20 protein-coding genes are annotated in these 18,360 nt (G+C 60.1%); 11 read left to right on the top strand and 9 right to left on the bottom strand.

The genetic code is table 11. From position 1 onward, the window contains the following. The first annotated feature begins 42 nt into the window (after positions 1–42). The 7 genes from lptC to O4G74_RS04990 all read left to right on the top strand — a co-directional run bounded on the left by lptC (position 43) and on the right by O4G74_RS04990 (position 5,833). Complete coding sequence (gene lptC, locus O4G74_RS05020; protein WP_269401555.1) at positions 43–639, top strand: LPS export ABC transporter periplasmic protein LptC; 597 nt, start codon at positions 43–45, stop codon at positions 637–639. 8 nt (positions 640–647) lie between these two features. After that, positions 648–1,268: an LptA/OstA family protein gene (locus tag O4G74_RS05015; protein ID WP_269401554.1), complete on the top strand. Its 621-nt coding sequence runs from the start codon at positions 648–650 to the stop codon at positions 1,266–1,268. 88 nt (positions 1,269–1,356) lie between these two features. Further along, on the top strand, positions 1,357–2,091 hold the full coding sequence (gene lptB, locus O4G74_RS05010; protein WP_119379905.1) for an LPS export ABC transporter ATP-binding protein: 735 nt from the start codon (positions 1,357–1,359) through the stop codon (positions 2,089–2,091). Between the two features lie 5 nt (positions 2,092–2,096). Continuing rightward, positions 2,097–3,608 (top strand): RNA polymerase factor sigma-54, encoded by a 1,512-nt coding sequence (gene rpoN, locus O4G74_RS05005; RefSeq protein ID WP_269401553.1) that lies wholly within the window; start codon positions 2,097–2,099, stop codon positions 3,606–3,608. Positions 3,609–3,723: 115 nt separating this feature from the next. Further along, complete coding sequence (gene hpf, locus O4G74_RS05000; protein WP_269401552.1) at positions 3,724–4,320, top strand: ribosome hibernation-promoting factor, HPF/YfiA family; 597 nt, start codon at positions 3,724–3,726, stop codon at positions 4,318–4,320. A gap of 31 nt (positions 4,321–4,351) precedes the next feature. Beyond that, positions 4,352–4,813, top strand: a complete 462-nt coding sequence (locus O4G74_RS04995) for a PTS sugar transporter subunit IIA (protein WP_269401551.1) — start codon at positions 4,352–4,354, stop codon at positions 4,811–4,813. A 78-nt stretch (positions 4,814–4,891) separates the two neighbouring features. Continuing rightward, positions 4,892–5,833, top strand: a complete 942-nt coding sequence (locus O4G74_RS04990) for an MBL fold metallo-hydrolase (protein ID WP_269401550.1) — start codon at positions 4,892–4,894, stop codon at positions 5,831–5,833. Here the strand turns inward: O4G74_RS04990 and O4G74_RS04985 are convergent. Continuing rightward, positions 5,830–6,582, bottom strand: coding sequence for a HesA/MoeB/ThiF family protein (locus O4G74_RS04985; protein WP_269401549.1), 753 nt, complete (start codon positions 6,580–6,582; stop codon positions 5,830–5,832). The two genes, O4G74_RS04990 and O4G74_RS04985, sit on opposite strands and share 4 nt — an antisense overlap. Positions 6,583–6,623: 41 nt before the next feature. On the opposite strand from O4G74_RS04985, the gene O4G74_RS04980 reads away from it, so the two are divergent. Continuing rightward, positions 6,624–7,973, top strand: coding sequence for an ATP-dependent DNA helicase (locus tag O4G74_RS04980; protein ID WP_269401548.1), 1,350 nt, complete (start codon positions 6,624–6,626; stop codon positions 7,971–7,973). A 9-nt stretch (positions 7,974–7,982) separates the two neighbouring features. Here O4G74_RS04980 and O4G74_RS04975 read toward each other — a convergent pair whose 3' ends face one another. From O4G74_RS04975 to ubiB, 6 genes are all read right to left on the bottom strand, one after another. After that, the gene (locus O4G74_RS04975) at positions 7,983–8,222 is read right to left on the bottom strand and encodes a hypothetical protein (protein ID WP_269401547.1); all 240 of its coding nucleotides are present in this window, start codon (positions 8,220–8,222) and stop codon (positions 7,983–7,985) included. Positions 8,223–8,317: 95 nt separating this feature from the next. Continuing rightward, on the bottom strand, positions 8,318–8,773 hold the full coding sequence (gene dut, locus O4G74_RS04970) for a dUTP diphosphatase (protein WP_269401546.1): 456 nt from the start codon (positions 8,771–8,773) through the stop codon (positions 8,318–8,320). 47 nt (positions 8,774–8,820) lie between these two features. Further along, positions 8,821–9,012 (bottom strand): hypothetical protein, encoded by a 192-nt coding sequence (locus O4G74_RS04965; protein ID WP_269401545.1) that lies wholly within the window; start codon positions 9,010–9,012, stop codon positions 8,821–8,823. 188 nt (positions 9,013–9,200) lie between these two features. Next, positions 9,201–10,433, bottom strand: a complete 1,233-nt coding sequence (gene coaBC, locus O4G74_RS04960; RefSeq protein ID WP_269401544.1) for a bifunctional phosphopantothenoylcysteine decarboxylase/phosphopantothenate--cysteine ligase CoaBC — start codon at positions 10,431–10,433, stop codon at positions 9,201–9,203. A 101-nt stretch (positions 10,434–10,534) separates the two neighbouring features. Then, complete coding sequence (locus O4G74_RS04955; protein ID WP_269401543.1) at positions 10,535–11,572, bottom strand: UrcA family protein; 1,038 nt, start codon at positions 11,570–11,572, stop codon at positions 10,535–10,537. Between the two features lie 87 nt (positions 11,573–11,659). Further along, a complete protein-coding gene (ubiB, locus tag O4G74_RS04950) occupies positions 11,660–13,189 on the bottom strand; it encodes a 2-polyprenylphenol 6-hydroxylase (RefSeq protein WP_269401542.1) in 1,530 nt (509 codons plus the stop codon). Positions 13,190–13,260: 71 nt separating this feature from the next. On the opposite strand from ubiB, the gene O4G74_RS04945 reads away from it, so the two are divergent. Beyond that, positions 13,261–13,443, top strand: coding sequence for a hypothetical protein (locus O4G74_RS04945; RefSeq protein ID WP_269401541.1), 183 nt, complete (start codon positions 13,261–13,263; stop codon positions 13,441–13,443). A gap of 5 nt (positions 13,444–13,448) precedes the next feature. On the opposite strand, the gene ubiE is transcribed toward O4G74_RS04945, so the two are convergent. Then, the gene (gene ubiE, locus O4G74_RS04940) at positions 13,449–14,237 is read right to left on the bottom strand and encodes a bifunctional demethylmenaquinone methyltransferase/2-methoxy-6-polyprenyl-1,4-benzoquinol methylase UbiE (RefSeq protein ID WP_269401540.1); all 789 of its coding nucleotides are present in this window, start codon (positions 14,235–14,237) and stop codon (positions 13,449–13,451) included. Between the two features lie 49 nt (positions 14,238–14,286). Here ubiE and mutM point away from each other — a divergent pair, with 49 nt between their 5' ends. Continuing rightward, positions 14,287–15,135, top strand: coding sequence for a bifunctional DNA-formamidopyrimidine glycosylase/DNA-(apurinic or apyrimidinic site) lyase (mutM, locus tag O4G74_RS04935; RefSeq protein ID WP_269401539.1), 849 nt, complete (start codon positions 14,287–14,289; stop codon positions 15,133–15,135). A 9-nt stretch (positions 15,136–15,144) separates the two neighbouring features. Here mutM and O4G74_RS04930 read toward each other — a convergent pair whose 3' ends face one another. Beyond that, positions 15,145–16,278, bottom strand: a complete 1,134-nt coding sequence (locus O4G74_RS04930) for an iron-containing alcohol dehydrogenase (RefSeq protein ID WP_269401538.1) — start codon at positions 16,276–16,278, stop codon at positions 15,145–15,147. A gap of 218 nt (positions 16,279–16,496) precedes the next feature. Between O4G74_RS04930 and O4G74_RS04925 the strand changes: the two genes are divergently transcribed. Further along, positions 16,497–18,353 (top strand): ABC transporter ATP-binding protein, encoded by a 1,857-nt coding sequence (locus O4G74_RS04925; protein ID WP_269401537.1) that lies wholly within the window; start codon positions 16,497–16,499, stop codon positions 18,351–18,353. Positions 18,354–18,360 lie beyond the last annotated feature (7 nt).

The following is an 18,360-nucleotide window of genomic DNA, read 5'->3' as shown; positions in this document are numbered from 1 at the left end:
ATGACGCTTGCGCAGGCGCGCAAACGGTCTTCGCTGGTTGCCATGCTGAGACTTGCTTTCACGGCGGGCGCCGCCATCGCTGCTGGCATCATGGTCGGCCACCTCGCGGCGAACGCCTTTACCAGTGGTCCGGGCAAGATCGAGCAGCTGACATCGGAAGAAGTCGTGACAATGGTGAATGCAAGATTCACTGGCCGCGACGAAACGGGCAGCACGATCGTGATTACGGCCGATACTGCCCAGCGCCAGCGCGACAACCCTGAGCAGATTGCACTTCGCAATCCCCGGCTTGTGACTGAGGACGGCACCGAGATCGATGCGCCCTCCGGTCTCTATGACCAGGCCGCACAGACGCTGGCACTTTTTGAGGATGTCCGGCTGATCGATGCTCAGGGCTATGATTTTCGTTCTACTTCAGCGAAAATGTTTATTAGCGAGGGACGCGTCGACGGAATCGACCCACTTGTTGGATCGGGTCCGCTTGGCGACGTGACCTGTGACACGTATGAAATTGTTGACGATGGCGATCGGCTGCGGTGCCGTGGCAACGTAAACATGATGATCTTTCCCGGCGGACGCGATGCACAAGGCAACGCATCGGCCGCAAATACGGCGCCACCGGCCGTCGATGAGGAGTAAGTACTGAGATGATGAGACGTCTGACGACCATCCTGGCCATTGCTGCAGTCGCTGCACCGGCAGCCTTTGCACAGATTTCCGGAGAAGGCGGGCCAATTCGGGTAAACGCCGATACCAGTGAAGTCATGGAACGCCAGCGCCAGGTGGTGCTGATCGACAATGTCGACATCATGCAAGGCAATGCCCGTCTGCGCGCCGACAAGGTCACCATCTATTATGGTGGTGCGGGCGAGACCCAGACGGCTGGAATGAGCGGCTTCGGTGATATCGAATCCATGGTTGCCGAGGGTGAGGTTTTCTACGTCACGCCCGACCTCAAGGCGACTGGCGACGTCGGGACCTACGACGCGCAAGCCGATACGATTACGCTGACCGGTGAAGTGGTTCTGGTTCGCGGTGAGGATGTCGCCACCGGCAGACGTCTCGTGATGCGCCTTGAGGAAGGCAGAACCACCCTCGACGGCGGCGATGGGCAGGTCCAGTTTAACATCTCTCCAAACGAGAGACAGGGCGCAGCCTCTGGCGAAAATGCTACAGAAGACGCCGTCGCCACCGAGGATGATGCGCTCACGAACGATGTTGAGGACAGCGCCGACGCGGACCTCACCGATGAAGAAACATCAAATTGAACGGACCGGTCTAAGCGGATATTAAGCCTGATGGCATAAGCATTTATCCGGGCGGCAATCTTCCGCGCCGGGCAAGGGAATGGGTTTTATGACGACAGAAGCTACAGGTCTCGTAGCGCACGGGCTCGCCAAGTCTTTTGGCAAACGCACCGTCGTCAGAAACGTATCCCTCTCCCTGCAACGCGGTGAGATTGTGGGTCTACTCGGGCCGAACGGCGCGGGTAAGACGACGTGTTTCTACATGATCATGGGTCTGATCGGCGCTGATGCCGGGACGATCGAGATCGACGGGGCGGATGTTACCACTCTCCCCATGTATCAGCGCGCACGCCTGGGTGTCGGTTACCTGCCACAGGAAGCCTCAATCTTTCGCGGGATGAGCGTCGAAGAAAATATTCTCTCGGTCGTTGAGCTCGTTGAAAAGGACAAGGCCGCTCGCAAGCGGGAAGTCGAAGCCCTTCTGGAAGAGCTGCACATCACGCATCTTCGCGAACAACCCGCCACCTCCCTTTCAGGGGGTGAACGGCGCCGCGTGGAGATCGCCCGTGCACTCGCCTCCAGACCGAGTTTCATGCTTCTGGACGAACCGTTTACCGGTATCGACCCCCTCGCCGTGTCGGATATTTCCGATCTGGTCGGTTATCTCAAGCAACGCGGACTAGGCGTTCTGATCACTGACCACCAGGTGCGAGAGACGCTTCAGATCGTGGACCGGGCATCGATCATCTATGATGGTGGCGTGCTGTTCGAAGGCACACCGCAGGATGTCCTGTCTAACGAGGATGTGCGCAGGGTCTATCTCGGCGAGCGGTTTGCTGCGTAACGCCAATGGCCATTTCACAACGTCTCGACATGCGCCAGGGCCAGTCCCTGGTGATGACCCCGCAATTGCAGCAAGCGATCAAGCTGCTGCAGTTGTCAAACATCGAACTTGCTGAGTTCGTTGAAGCGGAAATCGAGCGTAATCCCCTGCTTGAACAAGGCGAAGACAGTGACGGAGAGGATAGCGACCGGAACACACCCGAACGCACCTCCAAGCGCGAAGAACTGAACCTTGATGACAATTCCGCGCTGAACGAGGCGCGCGAAGCGATGGATGCGCCCAAGGAAGACCTTTACGACGGCGGCACGACGTCCGACAGCGCGACGACGGCTAATGAGATGTCCGGCCCTTCAGCCCGCACTGACTGGTCGCAGGCTGGTTCTGGCGGCAGCTTCTCCGGCGACGACTATGACTTCGAAGGCTCGCTCAGTTCGGAAACCACGCTGCACGAGCATCTTCACAAGCAAATTTCCATGTCAGGCCTGTCACAGGCTGACCAGCTAATCGCAGCCCGTCTCGTCGATGAGACAGACGAGGCTGGCTATTGCAAAACCGATCTTGAAGAGGTCGCCAGCGCGCTCGGCGCCGATCCGGCAAACGTCGAGGCCGTCCTGGAAGTCTGCCAGGGATTCGAACCGGTAGGTGTGATGGCCCGCGATGTCAGCGAATGCCTTGCGCTTCAGCTACGCGACCGTGACCGGCTCGACCCAGCCATGCATGCCCTCGTCATGAACCTCGACCTCGTCGCCAAGCACGATATCAAGGCACTTTGCGAGATCTGCGGCGTCGACAAGGAAGACGTGTTCGACATGATCGCTGAACTGCGCGCGCTCACCCCGCGACCCGGTTCGGCCTTTGCCAGCGGCACGACAATCGCGGTCGCCCCTGATGTTTTCGTGCGTGAAATGCCAAACGGCATGTTCGCCGTTGAGCTGAACTCCGACACGCTGCCACGTGTCCTGATGGACAAGGCCTATTATGCCGAGGTCAGTGCCCTTCCGATGCGCGAGCGCGAGAAGGAATTTATTTCCGAATGCGCTCAGAACGCTTCCTGGCTGATCAAGTCGCTCGACCAGCGCGCACGCACCATCTTGAAGGTGGCCAGCGAAATCGTGCGTCAGCAGGATGCCTTCTTCGCGCATGGCGTCGCGCATCTGCGCCCGCTGAATCTCAAACAGGTGGCCGACGCGATCGACATGCACGAGTCCACCGTGAGCCGTGTAACCTCTAACAAATATATGGGTACGCCGCGCGGCCTGTTTGAGCTGAAATACTTCTTCTCTGCAGCCATTCCTGGCACGGCAGGCGGCGATGCCCACTCTGCCGAGGCCGTCCGCTACCGGATCAAACAGCTCATTGATGAAGAGGGCCAGAAGGTCCTCTCTGATGACAAGATTGTGGAAATTCTCACCGAGTTCGGGATCGAGATCGCCCGGCGCACGGTCGCGAAATATCGCGAAAGCCTCAATATTCCCTCCAGTGTACAGCGACGCCGGCAAATTCGCGCCAGCGCATAAGGTCAGAGACCCTGCGCGCAGCGCATTGACTCAACCTGTCACGAAATTATGGAGGCGACGCCTCGCAATCCCAGATTTTGGGCGTTATACTAGGCACCCATAACCGGAGAGTTCCGTGCAGATACAAATAGCAGGACGGAAGATGGACCTCGGCGAGTCGCTCAAGACTCGTATCGAAACGGGCCTGGAAGCAGCCGTCACCAAATATTTCGACAGGGATTTTGATGGTCACGTCACCGTCAGTCCGAACGGTCACGAGACCGAAATTGATTGCAACATTCACTTGCCATCCGGCATCATCCTGCAATCGACCGGCAAGGCCGAAGACCCTTATGTCGCGCTTGATGAAGCGCTGAACAAGATCGAGAAACGTGTGCGTCGTTACAAGCGCCGCCTCAAGGATCATCATAAGAACGGCCAGTCCCCTTTCCCAAGTGAGCCAGCATCATCTTTCGTGCTGAAAGGCACGCCTGAAGGCGATGATGAAGATCCGGCGGAAACCGGCGAAGACGGCAATGCGCCTGTAATTGTTGCAGAAGCTGCCTCGCAAATTCGCACCATGACCGTTTCGGCAGCTGTGCTTCAGCTTGAACTTGCAGATGCCCCCGCACTCATGTTCCGGAATGCCAAACACTCTGGTCTCAACATGGTTTACAGGCGTGCAGACGGTAATATCGGTTGGGTCGACCCGACCGCAGACACTAAATCCTGACAGAACATCCGGACGCGTTATGGCGACTGATTTGACAAGCCTTCTTGCCGAAGGCGTGATACTCGAACCATCATCGGCTGATAGCCGCAAGCAGGCGCTGACGCTGCTCAGCCAGGCGCTTGCGGCCAAGACGAAGCTCGACGCACGCGACATCTTCGATGCCGTGATGGAGCGTGAGCGTCTTGGGTCGACCGGTGTTGGCGAAGGCGTCGCCATTCCGCATGCGCGTATTGACCGCCTGTCACACCCCATTGGCGGTTTCCTGCGCCTTGAATCGGGCGTCGACTTCGATGCCGTTGATGAGCGTCCATGCGATCTTGTGTTCATGCTGATTGCCCCCGTTGGGTCGGGGGCCGATCACCTGCGCGCCCTTGCTCAGGTGAGCCGCACACTGCGCCAGCCACATATCCGCGAAGCGCTGAGGAAGGCGGAGAATGAATCGGCAATTCGCAAGATCCTGTGCCCGGAAGCGGCAAAGGCATCTGCGGCCTGATCAACTGGCCTTCGCAGCCCCATTGACGAAAGCCCTGCCAGGTTCATCTTGTCTCCCGTAAGCTGAGGGAGGCACCCAATGACATTCAAGAAACTGACGAAACGCGCCGCCGCGATGGCGGCCTTGAGCCTTGCTTGCGCGGCACCGGCAATTGCCCATGGCGGCCACGCTCATACTGCACAATCGGCATCACCGACCCCGGTCGGAACGACAGATCTCGGCGAAGGCATTTATATGCTCACTGGCCGCGGCGGGAATGTCGGTGTCCTTACAGGCGAAGACGGCACCTTCGTCATCGACAGCCAGTATGCCGACATGGCGCCAGGTCTTCTCTCGGCAATCGAGGAAATTGCTGGCGAAACCGATGTCCGCTTCCTGCTCAACACGCACTGGCATGGCGACCATACGGGCGGAAACGTCCCGATGGCGGATACCGGCGCGACCATTCTCGCGCATGATGAAGTGCGCACGCGACTGAGCAGCGAAAACACGAGCGAGCTCGGCGGCGAAGCGCGGGTCACCCCGCCCGCCGATGAAGCAGCATGGCCATTGCTGACCTACTCTGAAGAAATGCGCGTTCATTTGAACGACCAGACCATCCACATAATCCACCTTCCAGATGCCCATACGGATGGCGATTCAGCCGTCTATTTCGAGGAAGCGAATGTGCTGCATACCGGCGATGTCATGTTCTCCGGCCGCTTTCCTTTCGTGGACGTGTGGAGCGGCGGCACCTTCGCAGGCTACATCAAGGCGCTCTCGACGCTTTACGACCTGACCGATGACGAGACGCGCATCATTCCCGGCCACGGCCCGGAGTCGACGCGCGACGACATCAAGAAACTCCGCGACATGATGATTGCCGCTTTGGCTGCAGTGGAAGAGGAAATGTCGGGCGGCGCGTCGCTTGAGGCCGTTCAGGCCGCCAATCCGCTCGCGCCCTGGGCAGCGGAATGGGACTGGGGCTTCATTAACGCAGAGCGCTTTACCGCGCTGATCTATACCGACCTGTCCAGCTAGACGTCGGATTTCTCTCCGCATACCGGACAGGCTGGGTCGCGCGGCAAACCAATCTGGCGCGTGACCCCGCCCAAACCGTCCAGCACGCTAATCTTGCCGATGAGCGGCTGGCCTGCCCCGGTGATCAGTTTCACCGTCTCAAGCGCCATGTGCGAGGCGACGATACCTGTCACCGGACCAACGACACCGACATCTTCGCACGCTTCTGCCTCAGGCGGCGCTTCAGGCACGAAACATTGGTAACAGGGCGTGCCTGAAGCGCCGCCCGACGCGAAGACCGACACCTGCCCCGACCAGCGCGTTGCCGCGCCGGAAACGAGAATGCGCCCACTCGCATGTGCGACGCGGTTCAGCTCGAACCGCGTTTCGAAATTGTCGGTCGCATCGATCAGAATGTCGCCGGAGAGCTTCTGGGCGGTATGCCAGCGCCGCGGTTGCACGCTGACATGGCAGTCACTGTTGGCTGCTTTAAGCCGCGCCGCGAGGCAACGCACTTTTGCCTCTCCAATATCGATTTCAGTGAACTGGACCTGCCGCTGAAGGTTCGACCGGTCGACCGTGTCGGCATCCCAAAGTTCGATCTCACTCACGCCAGCTGCAGCGAGATACATGGCGCAAGGCCCCCCAAGCGCACCTGCCCCGATGATGGAGACTTTCGCATTCAGAAGCTTCTGCACACCGGGTCCGCCAATCTCCTTGAGCAGGATATGGCGCTTGTGACGATCGAGCTGCTGCGGAGTGAGTGCCATGCCCTCGCTTAGCAGGACGGATGCGTCTAAGGCTATGTGAAATGCAAACGTCTGACACAAGTACCCTGCCCGATACGGTCTATGCCGCTCCCGCCGAATGGGTCGCGCGGGGCGCGGGTGCGCAGGGCAATCTCTTCCTGACGGGCCGGGCAGGTACCGGCAAGACCACCATGCTACGCCGCTTCCTGGCGGAGGCTGGTGAGAATACGGTCGTGCTCGCCCCAACCGGTGTGGCGGCGATGAATGCTGGCGGTCAGACCATCCATTCCTTCTTTAAATTCCCGCCACGCCTGATCGAGGACGCCGACATCAAGCGCCTTCGCGGCGCGCGCCTCATCAAGGCGATTGAGACGATGATCATCGACGAGATCTCGATGGTCCGCGCCGACATGCTGGACGCAATCGACAAGAGCCTTCAGCTTAATCGCGGCAATAAGCGTCCCTTTGGCGGCGTCCGGATGATCCTGTCGGGTGACCTGCATCAGCTGCCGCCTGTAGCGCGCGGTGAAGAGGCCGAGATCCTGAATGAGCGCTATGGCGGGCACTACTTCTTCAATGCTCCCGGCTTCAAACAGGCAGAGTTTGCCCTGCTGGCGCTGAAACACGTTTTCCGGCAAGAAGACCCGCGCTTCCTCGCGCTGCTCGGCGCGATGCGACAGGGGCGCCTCGCGCCAACGGATGAGCGCCTGCTACAAGGCGCTGTTTCCGGCCGAACAGCGGTCGAAGCCAGCGAAACCCATGTCGTCCTCACGCCAAACAATGCGAACGCCTTCCGCATCAATCAGGCCCGCCTCGCTGACCTACCGGGCAAATCGCATGAGTTCGAGGCCAATGTGCAAGGCCAGTTCGACGAGAAATCCTTCCCGACAGAAGCCGATCTGGAACTCAAGAAGGGCGCGCGGGTCATGCTCATCAAGAATGACCCTGAAGGCCGTTGGGTGAACGGGTCACTCGCTACGGTCGAGGGCTTCAAGGGCGACAATGTCTGGGTGGAGCTGGACGGCCACATCCATGAGATCGAGCCCGCCGCCTGGGAAAAGTACAAATACACGCTCGATGCTGAGACGAAGAAAGTGTCTCGCGAGGTCGTCGGCACGTTCAAACAGGTGCCGCTGCGCCTCGCCTACGCCGTGACCATTCACAAGGCGCAGGGCCTTACGCTGGACAAGGTGTTCATCGATTTCGACAGAGGCATGTTCGCACATGGGCAGGCCTATGTAGCCTTCTCAAGAGCGCGGACGCTTGAGGGGCTGGAAATATCGCGCACGCTGCGGCCGCGCGACATGGTCATCGACCGCAATGCGTTCGCCTTCGGCAAGCTGGAAACAGTCGAGGAGACGGACGCCTACCTTCTGGCAAAATTTGCCAAGGAAGACGGCGTCCTGATCTAGAACTGGCGCTTAGGCCAGGCGGCGGATCTCATCGCGCAGGCGCTCATCCTTGTCGGTCGCGATGGTCTCAAGCACGCGTACCCGCTCGGTCAAAAGCGCAATGTCGCGGCGCATCGATTCCAGTTCATCCTGATTGGCGGCGCCGTCCTCACGGTCCGATTTCATCTTGATATAATTATTGATGACGCCGGCACCTACGCAAACGAGCACAATGATGACGATCATTGTGAAGGGGCTGGTGATTTCCATGAGGCGATCCTTTCTTATCGTAATTCGATAATAAGGATTGCCAGAGCGTAATTCAAGGAAATTCGGTTGGTCCGCTTCGATTATCGAGCAGGCGTCTAGCGCCCGGTCGACCCGAAGCCGCCTTCGCCGCGCATTGTCTCAGGCAGGCTTTCCACCTCTTCCCAGACAAGACGCATCACCGGGGCCAGTACCATCTGGCCGATCCGCTCGCCCCGCGCGATCGTGAAAGTCTCGCTGCCATGATTGATCAGTATGACTTTCAGCTCACCGCGATAGTCGCTGTCGATCGTGCCGGGGCTGTTGAGACAGGTCAGGCCATGCTTTGCCGCGAGCCCTGAGCGTGGCCGCATCTGGATCTCATAACCCTCAGGGATCGCCACGCTGATGCCGGTCGGCACCATGGTCCGCTCGCCAGGCTTGAGTTCGAAGGCATCGCTCTCGTCATAGGCCGCGCGCACGTCCATGCCCGCAGCACCTTCGGTTTCGTATTTGGGATATGGCAGCCCCTCAAAATGGGGGAGCGTGCGGATGGCGACTTTAATCTCTTGCATGAAAGGCAAAGCGACGGAGTCGCCCGCAAGAGTCAACGTGAAAAGGCCTAGATGATGTACGCCGTCACATCTTCACCAAACGCTGCGGCAGGCTCCGCCGCTCCATTGGTCTGCTGAAGCTCGGCTGCAGGCGGCACATCCTGGGCTTCGACTTCGCTTGCCGCATGCGCGTTCGCGAAGATGGACAGTCCTGCAAGAAGGACGACGATCAAAGCGAAATAGCCGATAATGAGCTTCATGGTCCTGTCCGGTCTGCTGTACGTCTGAGCTTAATGGCGCAATTAACAATAATTTCTTATCACGCTGCGTAGCTAACAAGAGTCAATGCAATTCGTTCCGCACGTGCACAGTTGGCTGAGATTTGTTTTCCTTAGCGTAAATACGGGCGGAAGAGCACAACCTCAGATTATTTCGCAGACGCAACAATTCATTCTGCGGCGATGCGGGGCTTTCCCTTGCCGGTCAGTTCTTCGGCGATCTTTTCGGCCAGCCGACGCGCCACCGCCGCCTTGTCCATACGCGGCCAGTTCTCGACACCCGCATCGGTAACAAGCGCGATCTCATTCTCCGCCCCGCCCATCACATCACCAGAGACATCATTCGCGACGATCCAGTCACAGCCCTTTCGCGTGCGCTTGCGCCGGGCATTGTCCTCCACCGCATCTGTCTCGGCTGCGAAGCCAACGACGAGTTGCGGTCGGCCTCCCTCAAGGCGCGAAATAGTCGAGAGAATATCCGGGTTCTCAGACAGGGCGAGCGCGGGCGGCCCCTTGCCCTCATCCTTGAGCTTCAGCTTGCGGTCTGCCGGGCTGGTCGGGCGCCAGTCGGCCACGGCCGCCACCGATACGAACACGTCTGCAGGCAGCGCGGCCTCGCAGGCCTTCATCATCTCTATGGCTGTCTCGACGCGGACAAGATCAACGCCGCGCGGCGCTGCCAGAGCAACCGGCCCCGACACCAGCGTGACCCGCGCGCCAAGCTCGGCCAGCGCCCCCGCAATCGCATAGCCCTGTCTGCCCGAGGAATGGTTGGAAAGATAACGTACGGGGTCCAGCGGCTCGCGCGTGGGACCTGCTGTCAGCAGGACATGCCGGCCCTCAAGCGGTTTCGGGCCTGACTGGCGCGCAAGCGCGCTTTCGATCTCGTCGGCAATCGCATCAACTTCTGGCAGGCGCCCCGGACCAAATTCACCGCAGGCCATCGCCCCGGTATCTGGCTCCATGACATCAACACCGTCACCGCGAAGCGTCTCGACATTGCGCTTCGTCGCGGCATGCTCCCACATGCGCACATTCATGGCAGGCACCATCAGGACCGGCTTGTCGGTGGCGAGCAGCGTGGTCGAGGCAAGGTCGTTGGCGTGCCCGCTTGCTGCCTTGGCCAGCAGGTCCGCCGTTGCGGGGCAGACAACCAGCAGGTCAGCTGAGCGCGACAGCTCGATATGGCCCATCTCTGCCTCATCATCGAGGCTGAAGAGGTCACTGTAGCATTTGTCTCCGGACAGGGCTGACACAGAGAGCGGGGTCACGAATTTCGCGCCGCCACCGGTCAGGATACAGCGGCTGGAGATGCCGCGCTTCGCCAGCGTGCGGATCAGCTCCAGCGACTTGTACGCTGCGATGCCGCCGCCAATGATGAGAAGAATGCGCTTGCTGCTCATGACAGGGTGTCCGGTTGCCCGGTCTCTCCCTAACACGGATTTGGTTTACAAATCGACGGCAAGCCTGCGCCATGCGCGGCCCGCCTATCGACCTGTCTTGCCTAGTAGCGTTGCAGCGGCCCGACCGTCACGCGCGGCGCGCCATGCCCCGTGCTGATAAGGTGATGGCGCTGAAGCGCGTCGATGCCCGTATCATAGACCGCCCGCTCAATGGCATGTGCCTCGCAGCGGCGCTTTTCACGCTGAAAGGCAAGCGAGCCGCGATTGGCGTCGCAGGCTGCGTCGGCCGCTCGCGCAATACGCGAATAAAGGATTTCGATGGCTTGGGGGTCATTCACGGGTGAGAGGTCGCTGTAGCAGACTTCATAGCGCTTGCGGCCCCGGCGATCCTCGCCGAGCGGTGTGATATCATGCGTGCAATAGCCAGCCGAACGGGCCACGACTGGCGTGTAGTCGTGGTCATACGCCTCTTCATAGGCATAGCCGTCGCTCCGCGCATCTTGGCTGTCATATGTGGCCCGGCTGGAATAGGTGACCGGCGCCGCGTAGGTCGATGTCGCGGTATATCTCGTCGGCGCGGTATAGGTCGTCACGCGCGGGACTGAAGAATACACGGTGCCACCACAGCCGGTATAGCTCGTCGTGACCCGCGGCGCGGTGTAGCCGCATGGGCTCACCGGCGTCGTCACATAGGAGCGCGTACCGCTATAGACACCGATATTGCGCCCATGATGGACGGGATAATGGGTCTGATAGCTGGTGTTAGGCCGATAGCCGCGGCCGTAATACCGATCGGATGTCCACCACTCGAAGCCATAGCTGGTTGCGGCCCGGTCAGTATGCCTGACCCGGTCATGCGCATGCCCGTAATAGGTATTGGAATGGTGCGCGTATCCGCCCGGATGGTGGCGGACGGCAGAACTTGTCCCATGATCACCGGAAGAATGATGGTTCGCAGGCGCTGGCGGGTGGCCATAGGCCTGCCGATCGACCCGTATGATCTTCGTCGCAGAGGTAGAACCACCGCAAGTCTGCACATGGCCTCCACCGGTCAGCTCAGAGCACCCATAACTCTGCGCGGAAGCAGCCTGACAGATTGGCAGGATACAGATGGCGGCAGTTGCAGCGAGATACTTCATGGGGCAGCCCTCCAGGGTCCGGCGATGTTAAGGTTAAGACGTCATTAACCTATCACGAACCCTGTGAGCGCACAGGCAATTCTCGCTTTACGCGAATTGCGCGAGAACAAATCCGGCGATGACCGAAACGCCGATCAAAGCCGCAAGGGACCAGGGAGATGGGCCCTGACCGCGTACCGGCTCTTTTCCCTTCACCCTTTCGGTGTCCAAAAAATCCTCGAACGCATCCATGACGTGAGGCAATCTCTTCAACCTGTCGGTGACCTCACGGGCCTGACGCGCCGCCAGCTTGGTCGCGCCGGCCGGCCCGAAATTCTGCGCGATCCAGCCCTTCACGATGGGCTCTGCTGCTTTCCAGATATCGTGCTTAGGGTCGATTGAGCGCGCGACACCTTCGACCTGAACCATAGTCTTCTGAAGCAGGACGAGTTCTGGCCGCAGCCGCATGCCGAAGGTGCGTGTATAGTCCATAAGCTGGAGCAGGATACGCCCCATATAGACGTCTTCGGCTGGCTTGCCGTGGATCGGCTCACCGATAGACCGTAGCGCCTGCGCGAACTCGCCAACGGACTGGTTGGCCGGCACGTAGCCTGCCTCGAAGTGAACTTCGGCCACCCTCTGATAGTCACGCCGGATAAAGCCCCAGAGGATCTCAGCCAGGAACCGACGCTCATTGAAACCGATCCGGCCAATCAGGCCGAAATCGACAAGTCCGACCTCATTGTCAGGCAGAATTAGAATGTTCCCCTCATGCATATCCGCATGGAAGACGCCGTGCCCGATGGCATGAGAGAGAAAACCTCGCGTGATCTTGTTCGCGAGCGCCACGCGCTCCAGACCCGGCTGCTCGAGCGCTTCAGGACGCGTCAGCGGGATGCCTTCGACCCAGTCCATCGTCAGCACGCGTTGGGCCGTGCGGTCCCAGTCAATTGCCGGCACGCGGAACCAGTCATCATCCTGCGAGATCGCGCGCATCTGGTCGGCCCCGCCTGCCTCAAGGCGAAAGTCGAGCTCCTTTTCCATCGATGTCGCAACCGTTTCGGTGAACTTCACCGGCTCCAACCTGCGGCTTTCGATAGAAGCGCGTTCGACTGTTCGCGCGGCGCGGCGGATGGCGCGCAGTTCCTGATAGATCATCTGCTCGACACCCGGCCGCAGGATCTTCACTGCTTTCGGGCCGTCAGACGTCTCCAGTCTGTGGACTTGCGCAAGCGACGCGGCAGCGACTGGCTCACCAAGGCCCGCAAACAGGCTTTCAGCTTCCTCTTCGCCAAACTCCTCTGCGAGGATACGGCGCGCCTCAGCCATGCTGAACGGTTCAAGCTTGTCCTTGAGACGTGACAGGTCCTGCGCTGTTTCAGCGCCAAACACGTCCGGCCGTGTGGCAAGAAACTGGCCGAGCTTGATATAGGCGGGCCCAAGCTTTTCCAGCGCGCTGGCAAGCCGTTCGCCCGGCCTGCCTGTTGTGCGCCCGCCAAACATGCGAAACACCCGCCCCGCCATTCGGGCAGGCAGTGGCAGCCGAGTCTGGTATTCACCCGGCAGGATCACGTCGTGACGCACCAGCGCCGTACCTGCACGCATCAGCCGGCCATAATCAGCAAGCGCTTTCAGCAATTACTCTCTCCAATATTCGGGAACGCTTTCACTGCACTGGCGTTTTCATCGCCATCACAAGGAGATGACAAATGGCTGACAATACTCAATCCAATAACGGTTTTCTCTACTTCCTCGTCGGCGCACTTCTGGTTGCCGTGATCGGTTTCGGCGTCTGGTATTTCGCCGGCCAGCCAAGTGCAGCAAGCAATGACGCCGATCTTTCGATTTCGGTGAGTGAAGACGGTATGTCCGTCAATACGCCGGACGAATAACTCCCTCAAGCCGCCCATCCATAGTGTAGTGCGGCGATACCACCTGAGAAATTGGTGACGGACACAGCCGAGAAACCGGCTGTGTCCAATTCTTTTCTGAACGCGCCCTGCTTTGGAAAACGGCGGATGGACTCCACCAGATACTGGTAGGACTCCCGATCTGAAGCGACGACTTCGCCAAGTTTCGGAATGACGCTGAAACTGTACGCGTCATACATCTTCTGAAGCGATGGCGCGGTCATGTGGCTGAACTCCAGCACAGCGAGACGCCCACCTGGCTTCAGGACGCGTCGGAACTCTGAAAGCGCAGCCGCCCGGTCGGCGACATTGCGGATCCCGAAAGCGATGGTCAGGGCGTCGAAGCTGCGCGCTTCAAATGGCAGCGCCTGCGCATCGCCGCAGACCCAGTCGAGACGGTGTTGATAGGCCGCCATGTCGCGGCGCGCGCGGCCTGCATTCAGCATGGCTTCATTGATATCGCAGACGATAGCGCTGGCTTGGGTGTCACGATGACGCCGGCGACCCGCCTTGTCGGCGCGATCAATGAACGCCTTGGCAAGATCGCCAGTGCCGCCTGCCACATCCAGCAGCTTCTCGCCCGATTGCGGGTTCAGCTTGGCAATCGTGTCATGCTTCCAGAGACGGTGAACGCCTGCCGACATCAGGTCATTCATCACGTCATAGCGGCTTGCAACGGACGCGAAGACGCCTTTCACACGCGAGACTTTTTCCTCGGGCGAAACGTCTTCGAAGCCGAAGCTAGCCGTCTTGTCTGTCTTCAAATCATCTGTCATGCGCGGCGACCATAGTTGCAGCATCCCTGAAACGCTATATCGGCTTTCCATGCCTGAATTGCCCGAAGTAGAGACAGTTCGCCGCGGCCTTGCCCCTGTCATGGACGGCAGGCGCATCGTCACGTCAGATCTGCGCCGCCCTGACCTGCGCTTCCCGTTCGCCACCGATTTTGTGGAGCGAACACAGGGCAAGCGGATCGAGCGGCTGGGACGACGCGCCAAATATCTGGTGGCAGAGCTGGAAACGGGCGACGCCCTCATCATGCACCTCGGCATGTCCGGTCGCTTCACCATCACGGGCGCGGGCCGCCCGGGCAGCTTCCATCACGACACCACGCCCGACGCCAAACATGACCATGTTGTCTTCCAGATGGAAGGCGGCGAGACGGTCACCTACAATGATCCGCGCCGCTTCGGCTTCATGGAGCTTTGGCCGCTCTCGCAGCTGGATGTCTATCCACGCCTCGCGGGCTTCGGGCCTGAGCCACTTTCCAATGGCTTCTCACATGCCTGGCTGAGCGAGGCGCTGAAGAACAAGTCCGGGCCGATCAAATCAGTCCTGTTGGATCAGCGCGTAATTGCGGGGCTTGGGAATATCTATGTTTGCGAGGCGCTCTGGCGGTCAGGTATCAGCCCTCGCCGCAAGGCATCGACCGTTTCGGGCGTGCGCGCCGGGCGGCTCGCCATCGCTATCAATGACGTCATCCGCGAAGCCATCGCTGCAGGCGGCTCATCCATCTCGGACTTCAAGGCGGCTAGTGGAGAGCTTGGCTATTTCCAGCACACTTTCGCCGTTTATGACCGCGAGGGTGAGCCCTGCAAGAACTGCAACGCCCCGATCAGACGTATCGTCCAGTCGGGGCGCTCAAGCTTCTATTGCGGCCACTGCCAGCGCTAGGCGCAGCGCCTAGCCAAGAGCGAGTTCGTAGATCTTCTCATAGTCGGCCGCCGTCGCCGTCTTCGCATTGCCGCGGTGGGCAAGGTCGGCCAGCGCATATTCTACAACACCCGGGCCATCGGACGCGTCGAGCCCGATCTCCTTCAGCGTCGACGGAATGCCAATATCCTCGTTCAGCTTCTCGATGGCTTCAGCGAGATCCGCGCCCGGCTTGAGCCCCATCGCAAAGCGCAGGCGCTCATATTTGCCGTCAGCCGAGCCATCATTGAAGCGCAAGAGGTGCGGCAGGAAGATAGCGTTAAGCGTGCCGTGGTGCAGCTTTTTATCATGCAGGCGACCAGCCGCATGGGACAGGGCGTGCACAGAGCCAAGGCCCTTCACGAAGGCGAGTGCGCCCTCATAGGACGCCATCATCATGTGCCAACGCGCTTCCTTGTCGGAGCCATCCTGCACTGCGCGGCGCAGCCAGCCATCACCGACAGCGCGCGTCAGGCCGTCATAGCCGATGCCTTCTGCCGGGGGGTTCGAGGACGGCACCAGGATCGCTTCGATGCAGTGTGTGACAGCATCCATGCCGGTCGCTGCCGTCATCATCTTGGGCAGGCCAAGCGTCAGGTCAGGGTCACAGATCGCAACTGGCGGAATGAGGTTTGGCGACGCAAAGGTTTCCTTGCGGCCATTGTTCAGTGTCGTGATCATGCCGACGGACACTTCAGAGCCGGTGCCAGCGGTCGTCGGAATGGCGATCAACGGATCAAGCTTGCCGATATGTTTCGAACCACCCGACATGGCAGCGTACTTCTCCAGCGGGCCACCATGTGCCGCCAGCAGGCCAACCGCCTTGGAGAGATCCATGGAAGAGCCGCCGCCGAGCGCGATGATGCCGTCCGCGCCAGCCGACTTGTAGAGCTCGGTGACCTCGATGGCCTGGTTCTCGGTCGGGTTGGCAACGGTGTCAGCAAAGATGCCGCCCGGTTCGCCGCCTAGTGCGCCAAGTACCGTGTCGAGCAGGCCAGCTGCCTTGATGCCGGGATCGGTAATGATGAACGGCTTGGAGACGCCATGGCCCTTCAGAACGCCGGGGAGCTTCTGGATCGCTCCAAGGTCGAAAATACAGGTGTTCAGGAATGTCATAACGGGCATGGCGTTTTCTCCGGAGTTTCTTGTCCTGGTATGGTCCCGGCCACTGGTAGGACGGAGAGGCGCGGTCACGCAAGCAGAAGTCTCGCGGCAATCTGCCCACTCGGCTCTCTTTTGCGAGCGAGAGTGGCCCGCCAACTGGTGCAACCTGTTGACTTGATCCCGCCTGTCGGGCCCGTTGAGAAACGAAGACGTTTGCCAGCCGAGGATACCATCCCGACGTGACCAATCCCATTCTATCCGTCCGCGATCTGAAAATCGATTTCGACACGCCCGATGGCACTGTCCATGCCGTGAAGGGCACCAGCTTCGATGTGGCGCCGGGTGAGTGCCTTGGCATTGTCGGCGAGTCCGGCTCCGGCAAGAGCCAGTCTGCCCTCGCCGCCATGGGCCTCATCGCAGAGAACGGAGATGTCACCGGCTCAATCAATTTCCAGGGCACGGAGATGGTCGGCGCAAAGACAAAAACGCTGCGCAAAATCCGCGGCGCACAGATGTCGATGATCTTCCAGGACCCGCTGACCTCGCTCACGCCGCATCTCACCGTCGGGGCGCAGATGCGCGAAGTCCTCGCCCTGCACATGAACATGAAGGGCGAGGAAGCGACGAAACGCTGTGTCGACTGGCTGGAGCAGGTCCGCATCCCCGAAGCCCGCCGCCGCCTTGATCAGTTCCCGCATGAGCTCTCCGGCGGCATGCGCCAGCGCGTCATGGTCGCCATCGCCATGTTGTGTAACCCGAAGCTTCTGCTCGCAGATGAACCGACCACGGCGCTCGACGTGACGGTGCAGGCGCAGGTTCTCGACCTGATGTATGACCTGAAGAAGGACACCGGCACAGGCATCGTGCTCATCACGCACGATATGGGCGTCGTCGCCCGCATGTGTGACCGTGTCATCGTCATGCGTCACGGCGAGATCGTGGAAACCGGGACAAGCGACGACATCTTCTACAAGCCGCAGCACGAATACACGAAAATGCTGCTCAACGCCGTGCCGCGCATCGACCAACCGAACCGCGAAGGCCGTCCGCAACTCGGTGAGCCACCTGCCCAGAGCGAAGAACCGATCGTGAAGGCGCGCGATGTGAAGGTTCAGTTCCCGGTCAATATCGGCGGTGGTCTTTTCGGCAAAACCAAGATGTTGAAAGCCGTCGATGGGGTTTCTTTCGACCTTCGCGCTGGCGAAACACTTGGCGTGGTCGGCGAGTCTGGTTGCGGCAAGTCTACCCTCGCCCGCGCCGTCCTGAAACTGGTGCCGCAATCTGCCGGCACTGTCGCCTGGATGGGCCGCGACATCAGCCAGGCCGGGCGCAAGGAAATGAACGCCCTGCGCGAAGACCTGCAGATTGTCTTCCAGGACCCGCTCGCCTCGCTCGACCCGCGTATGACAATCGGCCAGTCCATCGCCGAGCCACTCACCGTTCACAAGCCGCACATGTCGAAGGCGGAGCGCGAAAAGATGGTTCGGGATTTCCTGCCGCGCGTCGATCTCGACCCCCACCTCATCAACCGCTATCCGCACGAGCTTTCCGGCGGCCAGAACCAGCGCGTCGGCATCGCCCGCGCCATGATCCTGCGGCCCAAGCTCCTCATCTGCGATGAGGCGGTCTCCGCGCTCGACGTGTCGGTCCAGGCGCAGGTCGTCGACCTGCTCATTGACCTTCAGAAAGAGTTCGGCCTCGCCATGATCTTCATCAGCCATGACCTGTCGGTCGTGCGCGAGATCAGCCACCGCGTCATGGTGCTCTACCTTGGCAAGGTGGTCGAAGTCGCGGGCCGTACCGCCATCTACGAAGATGCCCGCCACCCATACACCAAGGCGCTCATCTCTGCTGTTCCCACGCCAGACCCCGAGTTTGAGCGCAGCAAAGAGCGCATAAAGCTGCGCGGCGACCTGCCCTCACCGCTCGATAGCCGTGCGCCGCTGCGCTTCATGAAATCAGTGGTGATCGACGATGCGGATGCCGACCAGTACAACCCGCAGCTGATCGAAGTTGCACCCGGTCATCTGGTGGCAGAGCACGATCCGTATCAGGGTGTCGAAGGCCTATACGCTAAGAAAACCGAAGCGGCCTGAGCCCCTG

The sequence above is a fragment of the Henriciella marina genome (genome assembly GCF_027213945.1).
GTDB lineage: Bacteria > Pseudomonadota > Alphaproteobacteria > Caulobacterales > Hyphomonadaceae > Henriciella > Henriciella marina_A.
Note: the sequence above shows the minus strand (reverse complement) of the source record. Positions and strands in the feature narration are given on the sequence as shown.

Excerpts from the sequence above, each read along its gene's own strand:
- O4G74_RS04955 (WP_269401543.1), bottom strand. The coding sequence starts at position 11,572 with ATGAAGTATCTCGCTGCAACTGCCGCCATCTGTATCCTGCCAATCTGT.
- O4G74_RS04985 (WP_269401549.1), bottom strand. The coding sequence starts at position 6,582 with ATGGCACTCACTCCGCAGCAGCTCGATCGTCACAAGCGCCATATCCTG.
- O4G74_RS05015 (WP_269401554.1), top strand. The coding sequence starts at position 648 with ATGATGAGACGTCTGACGACCATCCTGGCCATTGCTGCAGTCGCTGCA.
- mutM (WP_269401539.1), top strand. The coding sequence starts at position 14,287 with ATGCCTGAATTGCCCGAAGTAGAGACAGTTCGCCGCGGCCTTGCCCCT.
- O4G74_RS04930 (WP_269401538.1), bottom strand. The coding sequence starts at position 16,278 with ATGCCCGTTATGACATTCCTGAACACCTGTATTTTCGACCTTGGAGCG.
- O4G74_RS04945 (WP_269401541.1), top strand. The coding sequence starts at position 13,261 with ATGGCTGACAATACTCAATCCAATAACGGTTTTCTCTACTTCCTCGTC.
- rpoN (WP_269401553.1), top strand. The coding sequence starts at position 2,097 with ATGGCCATTTCACAACGTCTCGACATGCGCCAGGGCCAGTCCCTGGTG.
- O4G74_RS04975 (WP_269401547.1), bottom strand. The coding sequence starts at position 8,222 with ATGGAAATCACCAGCCCCTTCACAATGATCGTCATCATTGTGCTCGTT.
- O4G74_RS04990 (WP_269401550.1), top strand. The coding sequence starts at position 4,892 with ATGACATTCAAGAAACTGACGAAACGCGCCGCCGCGATGGCGGCCTTG.
- ubiE (WP_269401540.1), bottom strand. The coding sequence starts at position 14,237 with ATGACAGATGATTTGAAGACAGACAAGACGGCTAGCTTCGGCTTCGAA.
- O4G74_RS04980 (WP_269401548.1), top strand. The coding sequence starts at position 6,624 with ATGCAAACGTCTGACACAAGTACCCTGCCCGATACGGTCTATGCCGCT.
- lptB (WP_119379905.1), top strand. The coding sequence starts at position 1,357 with ATGACGACAGAAGCTACAGGTCTCGTAGCGCACGGGCTCGCCAAGTCT.
- O4G74_RS04965 (WP_269401545.1), bottom strand. The coding sequence starts at position 9,012 with ATGAAGCTCATTATCGGCTATTTCGCTTTGATCGTCGTCCTTCTTGCA.
- lptC (WP_269401555.1), top strand. The coding sequence starts at position 43 with ATGCTGAGACTTGCTTTCACGGCGGGCGCCGCCATCGCTGCTGGCATC.
- dut (WP_269401546.1), bottom strand. The coding sequence starts at position 8,773 with ATGCAAGAGATTAAAGTCGCCATCCGCACGCTCCCCCATTTTGAGGGG.
- coaBC (WP_269401544.1), bottom strand. The coding sequence starts at position 10,433 with ATGAGCAGCAAGCGCATTCTTCTCATCATTGGCGGCGGCATCGCAGCG.